Raw genomic sequence first — 4972 nt, 5'->3', positions numbered from 1 at the left:
GTGCTCGTCATTGCTGCGCCGATTGTGGCTCACGACGTCCTTCGGCCCAGGCCGCGACATCATCAACCCACCCACGAATGCATCGTGCAGCGCGACGAAGATCGGGTTGCCCGGCACCTCGGCCAGTGCCCGATGAAACTCCACATCCGCGAGCCGGAAGGCCGGCAGATCATCGAGCGCCCGGTCGCCCTTTTCGATGGCGGCCACGAGGCGCCCGATCTGGGCCGCCGTGGCCGATTGCGCGGCATAGCGGGCAAGGCTGGTTTCGAGGAAAAGCCGGGCCTGCTCCATATGCGCACCGCCCTCGGTGCCGCGGAAGAACAGGCGGGACGCCGCCGAGATGCTGCCCAGCAGCTGCGTCAGCGTCGGGTAGGCGACGCGCGGCCGGAAGCCCTTGCGCAGTTCCACAAGCCGCATAGCCTCGAGCCGCTTCACCGCCTCGCGGATCGTCGTTCGACCAACACCAAAGCGCTCGCAAAGATCGCGCTCCGAGGGGAGCATGGCCCCAACCTCGAGAACACCCCCATGCACCTCTTCCGCCAGCACGCTGGCGATATCCGCCGCCCCCAGGGTCACCATTTCCTCCTCGTGGTCACGCATCACACGCAACCACGATCCTGAATTTGGTGTCAACTTTTCCATTTTTGGTCGACCAAACACATCAGAGATACCGGAAAAGCTCGGATTTGGCGCTGCAGGAGACACTATTTTCGACATGAATGGCGGCCTCCCTGAAAAATTTGTTTCACCGTTTTGCTAAAAACGCCAACCAGACGAAAGATTGTTCTATCTTTCTCTGCGGTTTCAGGCCAACCCCCTCGTTTGACCAACAAAACCGTTATTGACACCTAAAGCTATCTCATTAACATAACAACATAGTTTTTTGAGGTGTCAAGCGACATTCATCATTCGCGCTTGATCGAGGGACGGGGACGGGATGAAGAGGGTTCTTATTATCGGCAGCGGCGGCATCGGCCGCCGGCACCTGCGCGGCTATGCGGCGACGGGCCGTGTGGGCCTCGCCATTGTCGAGCCGCATGCCGAGCGGCGCGCCGAGGCGGAGGCAATGTTTGCTCTCGCCGGCAGCTATGCCAGCGTCGATGAGGCGGACCTGTCGTCCTTCGACCTGGCGGTCATCTGCGCACCGGCGCACCTGCACGTTCCGCTCATGCTCAAATGCGCCGAGGCCAAGCTGCCCTTCATGGTGGAAAAGCCCCTCGCCGTGACCATGGACGGCGTCGATGCCGCCATCGAAGCAGTGGCCCAGGCCGGCATTCTCGCCCGCGTTGGCTATATCCGCCGCATCGCACCCGAGATGCTCACAGTCCGTCAACAAATCCGTGACGGAAAGATCGGTACGCTAAAGCTCGTCTACGTCAATTCCTCGCAGGAATTTCCCAAGTATCGTCCCGACTTCCAGCGCACCTACTATGCCCGCCCGGAAATGGGCGGCGGCGCCATTCTGGACGCTGCCAGCCACACTTTCGATATGCTGATCTGGCTCATGGGTCAGCCTGTCGCGGTCGGCGCCATGTATGATCGCCTGGTTCTCGAAGGCACCGAAACCGAGGATACCTGCCTCGTGAACGTCCGCTTCGCCAGCGGCGCGATGGCCAATGTGACCATCAATCAGTTCCAAAAACCCAATATAAATCAAACCTCTTTCATCGGCACCAAGGGCAACCTCTCGCTGGAACACTCGGTATTGAGCTTTGCCGACGACGACAGCGGCCAGTGGAAAGATCGCCACGACTACATGGACGGACTGGTCCCGACCGAGGCCCATCAAGCCCGTTTCACCCTTCAGGCCAATGCCATGCTCGACGCCCTCGAAGGCAAGCCCTGTAGCCTTGCGACGCTCGATGAAGCCCGCCAAAGCCTGCAGATAGCCCTCGCCGCCAAGAAATCCTGGCAAGACCGCATCATCGTTTCGATAAACGACTGAGAACAAACATGTTTTCTCTCGAAAGCCGCAGCATCCTCGTCACCGGCGGCGCCGGCTATCTCGGCACCCCGGTCTGCCTCCTGCTCAAGGCCCAAGGCGCCAACGTCATCATCGCCGACCGCGATCTCGAACGCCTGGAAATCGCCAAAGCCACCGTCGCCGCCGGCCCCGGCCCGGGCGGCGTAACCACCCTGCCCCTCGACATGGCCGACGAGGCTTCGATCCTGGCTTGCGTCGAAGGCGCGGCATCTGCCTTCGGCTCCCTCTCGGGCCTGATCGCTGCCACCGCCTTCAACTCCGGCAAAACCTTCGACGCGCTCGACGCCAGCACTTTCGACCTGGCCAATCGCATCAACCTGACCGGCAGTTTCCTGCTCGCTCGTGCCGCCGCCGACCGCATGGCGCCGGGCGGCGCCATGGTGCTCTATTCCTCCATGTATGGCGTAGTCTCGCCCGACCCGAAGAACTACCCCGGCAAGATGGCGCCTAATGCCATCGAATACGGGGTCGGCAAGGCGGGTCTCAACCAGATGGTGCGCTATATGGCCGGCCACTACGGTCCCAGGAATATCCGCGTCAACGCGCTCTACCCCGGCCCCTTCCCGCACGACGCCGTGCAGAAATCGCACCCTGAATTTATCGCCAATCTTGAAGCCGAAACCATGCTGGGCCGCATTGGCCGCCAGCATGAGACAGCCGGTGCCGCCGTATTCCTCGTTTCCGATGCCGCCTCCTACATCACCGGCCAGGTGCTGGGTGTGGATGGTGGCTGGACCGCCTGGTGACCTCCATGACCTTTCCCTTTGCCGACCGCCCCATCCGCCTCGCCATGCTCGGCATGGTCGAGGGCAATGGCCACCCCTATTCCTGGTCGATGATCATCAACGGCCGCTATGACGCGGAAGCGCTAAAGACCTGCCCCTACCCAGCGATCATCAACTATATCGGCAAGCAACCGCCGCAAACGCTGGGCATCCCCGGCGTCGAGGTCACCCACGTCTGGACCGACAATCCTGCCGAAGCTCCACAGGTCGCCGCTGTCGCCAAGATCGCCAATGTGGTTGAGCGCGCCGAGGATGTCATAGGTCATGTCGACGCAGTCGTCGTTGCCACCGACAAGGGTTTTGAACACGTCGAACGTGCCCGCCCCTTCGTCGAAGCAGGCCTCCCGGTCTTCGTCGACAAGCCGCTCTGCGACAACCGGGCCGACCTCGAAACCTTCTCGAACTGGGTCGCCGCAGGCAAGCCGATCATCTCCTCCTCCGGCATGCGTTTCGCCAAGGAATTCGCGCCCTATCACGGCGCCACATATGAATTCGGCCCCCTGCGCACCGTCTTCGCCACCATGGCCAAGAAGTGGGAGACCTACGGCATCCACGCGCTGGAATCGATCTACCCGATCGTCGGCCCCGGCTTCGTGTCTGTGCGCAACACCGGCACCTATGAACGCAACGTGGTGCACCTGAAACACTCCAAGGGCATCGACGTCGTCATTACGGTCACATCGGACCAGATCGGCGGCTCGGGCTTCATCACCCTTGCGGGCACCGAGGGTGGCGTGACCCTGCGTAGCCAGGACACCTACACCGCCTTCAAGGCGCAGCTCGAAAGCTATGTCCGTTTCCTCCGCACCGGTGTGCCGCCCGTACCCTACGCGCAGACGCGCGAACTGATGCAACTGGTCATCGCCGGCATTGAGAGCCGCGAAGCCGGCGGCGCTGAAATTCTGCTTTCCAGCTTCGGAGCCTGATCCATGGGCGTTCTTGATACTTTTTCACTGAAGGGCAAGGTCGCCCTCTGCACCGGCGGCGCGGGTCTTTACGGCCGGCAGATCGTGGCCGCCCTGGCCGGCGCCGGCGCAATCACCTACATCGCTGCCCGCGACCAGACCAAGCTCGAAGCGGTTGCCGCCGAAGAACGCGCCGCTGGCAACGACGTCACCGCATTGACGCTCGACCTCAGCTCCGATGCTTCGATCGAAGCCCTGCACCAGACCATCATCGAGCGCAGCGGCCGGTGCGATGTGCTGGTCAATAATGCCGTCACGCGCTCGGCCACCGACGGCTGGGACAACGATCTCGACGCCTATGACCAGAGCCTCCGCGTCAACGCCTCGGCCCTGTTCAAGATCACTTCGCTGTTCGGCAAGTCCATGGCCACCCAAAAATCCGGCTCGGTCATTAATATCGGCTCGATGATGGGTATGGTCGGGGTCGAAATGGGCAATTATGTCGGCACCGACATGAACCCCAATCCCTCGCCCATCTACTTCTACGAGAAGGGTGGCATGGTCAATTTCACCCGCTGGGCCGCCAGCATCCTGGGCAAGGACAATGTCCGGGTGAACTGCCTCTCGCCCGGCGGCCTCTTTTCCAATCAGCCAGCGCCTTTCGTGCAGAACTATTCCGATCGTACCCAGCTCGGCCGGATGGCCAATGAGACAGATCTCATGGGTTCGATCGTCTTCCTCGCTTCCGATGCTTCCGCCTACATCACCGGCACCAATATCCCGGTCGATGGCGGCTATACCGCAAAGTAACAGCCATGACCGAAAAGCAGCCGTATTCCGCCACACCGGCCACCAAGCACCGCATGCGCCCGAGCCGCGTGCTCCGCACCATCGCCGCAGGCGGCGTCGCCAAAGTGCTGAAACTCAACACTTTTGACGCCAAGGTCGCCGAGATCTTTGCCCAGGCCGAGCCCGACGCACTCTGGGTGTGCCAGGAGCACACCTCGGCCAGTCTCGAGGCGATCGAGAACCAGATCCGCGCCGCCAAGATCTATGACGTGGACAGCCTCGTCCGCGTCGCCCGCGGCAGCTATTCCGACTATATCCGCCCCCTCGAAGCCGATGCCACCGGCCTCATCGTGCCGCATGTGATGGGTGCTTCTGATGCCCGCGCCGTGCGCGACATGACCAAGTTTGCCCCTCTCGGCCGTCGCGCCGTCGACGGCGGCAACAATGATGGCATGTTCACCCGTGTTGGCTTCCTCGATTATCTCGAAACTGCCAACAAGGAGCGCTTC

5 protein-coding genes and 1 pseudogene are annotated in these 4972 nt (G+C 61.9%); 5 read left to right on the top strand and 1 reads right to left on the bottom strand.

Annotation, left to right across the window (positions count from 1 at the left end; genetic code table 11):
* Positions 1-600: GntR family transcriptional regulator (locus J0I64_RS04270; RefSeq protein WP_291406369.1), on the bottom strand; the 600-nt coding region annotated here is incomplete at its 3' end.
* Positions 601-937: 337 nt separating this feature from the next.
* Between J0I64_RS04270 and J0I64_RS04265 the strand changes: the two genes are divergently transcribed.
* From J0I64_RS04265 to J0I64_RS04245, 5 genes and pseudogenes are all read left to right on the top strand, one after another.
* On the top strand, positions 938-1945 hold the full coding sequence (locus J0I64_RS04265) for a Gfo/Idh/MocA family oxidoreductase (RefSeq protein WP_291406368.1): 1008 nt from the start codon (positions 938-940) through the stop codon (positions 1943-1945).
* Between the two features lie 8 nt (positions 1946-1953).
* Positions 1954-2730: an SDR family oxidoreductase gene (locus J0I64_RS04260; protein ID WP_291406367.1), complete on the top strand. Its 777-nt coding sequence runs from the start codon at positions 1954-1956 to the stop codon at positions 2728-2730.
* Positions 2731-2735: 5 nt separating this feature from the next.
* Entirely contained in the window at positions 2736-3695 is a 960-nt protein-coding gene (locus J0I64_RS04255) for a Gfo/Idh/MocA family oxidoreductase (protein ID WP_291406366.1), read from the top strand.
* A 3-nt stretch (positions 3696-3698) separates the two neighbouring features.
* Positions 3699-4484, top strand: a complete 786-nt coding sequence (locus tag J0I64_RS04250) for an SDR family oxidoreductase (RefSeq protein ID WP_291406365.1) — start codon at positions 3699-3701, stop codon at positions 4482-4484.
* Between the two features lie 5 nt (positions 4485-4489).
* A pseudogene (locus J0I64_RS04245) lies at positions 4490-4972 on the top strand (aldolase/citrate lyase family protein); the annotation flags it as partial.

Origin of the sequence: Devosia sp. (genome assembly GCF_017307565.1) — a bacterium.
In the GTDB taxonomy this organism is placed as follows: domain Bacteria; phylum Pseudomonadota; class Alphaproteobacteria; order Rhizobiales; family Devosiaceae; genus Devosia.
Note: the sequence above shows the minus strand (reverse complement) of the source record. Positions and strands in the feature narration are given on the sequence as shown.

Excerpts from the sequence above, each read along its gene's own strand:
- J0I64_RS04265 (WP_291406368.1), top strand. The coding sequence starts at position 938 with ATGAAGAGGGTTCTTATTATCGGCAGCGGCGGCATCGGCCGCCGGCAC.
- J0I64_RS04260 (WP_291406367.1), top strand. The coding sequence starts at position 1,954 with ATGTTTTCTCTCGAAAGCCGCAGCATCCTCGTCACCGGCGGCGCCGGC.
- J0I64_RS04255 (WP_291406366.1), top strand. The coding sequence starts at position 2,736 with ATGACCTTTCCCTTTGCCGACCGCCCCATCCGCCTCGCCATGCTCGGC.
- J0I64_RS04250 (WP_291406365.1), top strand. The coding sequence starts at position 3,699 with ATGGGCGTTCTTGATACTTTTTCACTGAAGGGCAAGGTCGCCCTCTGC.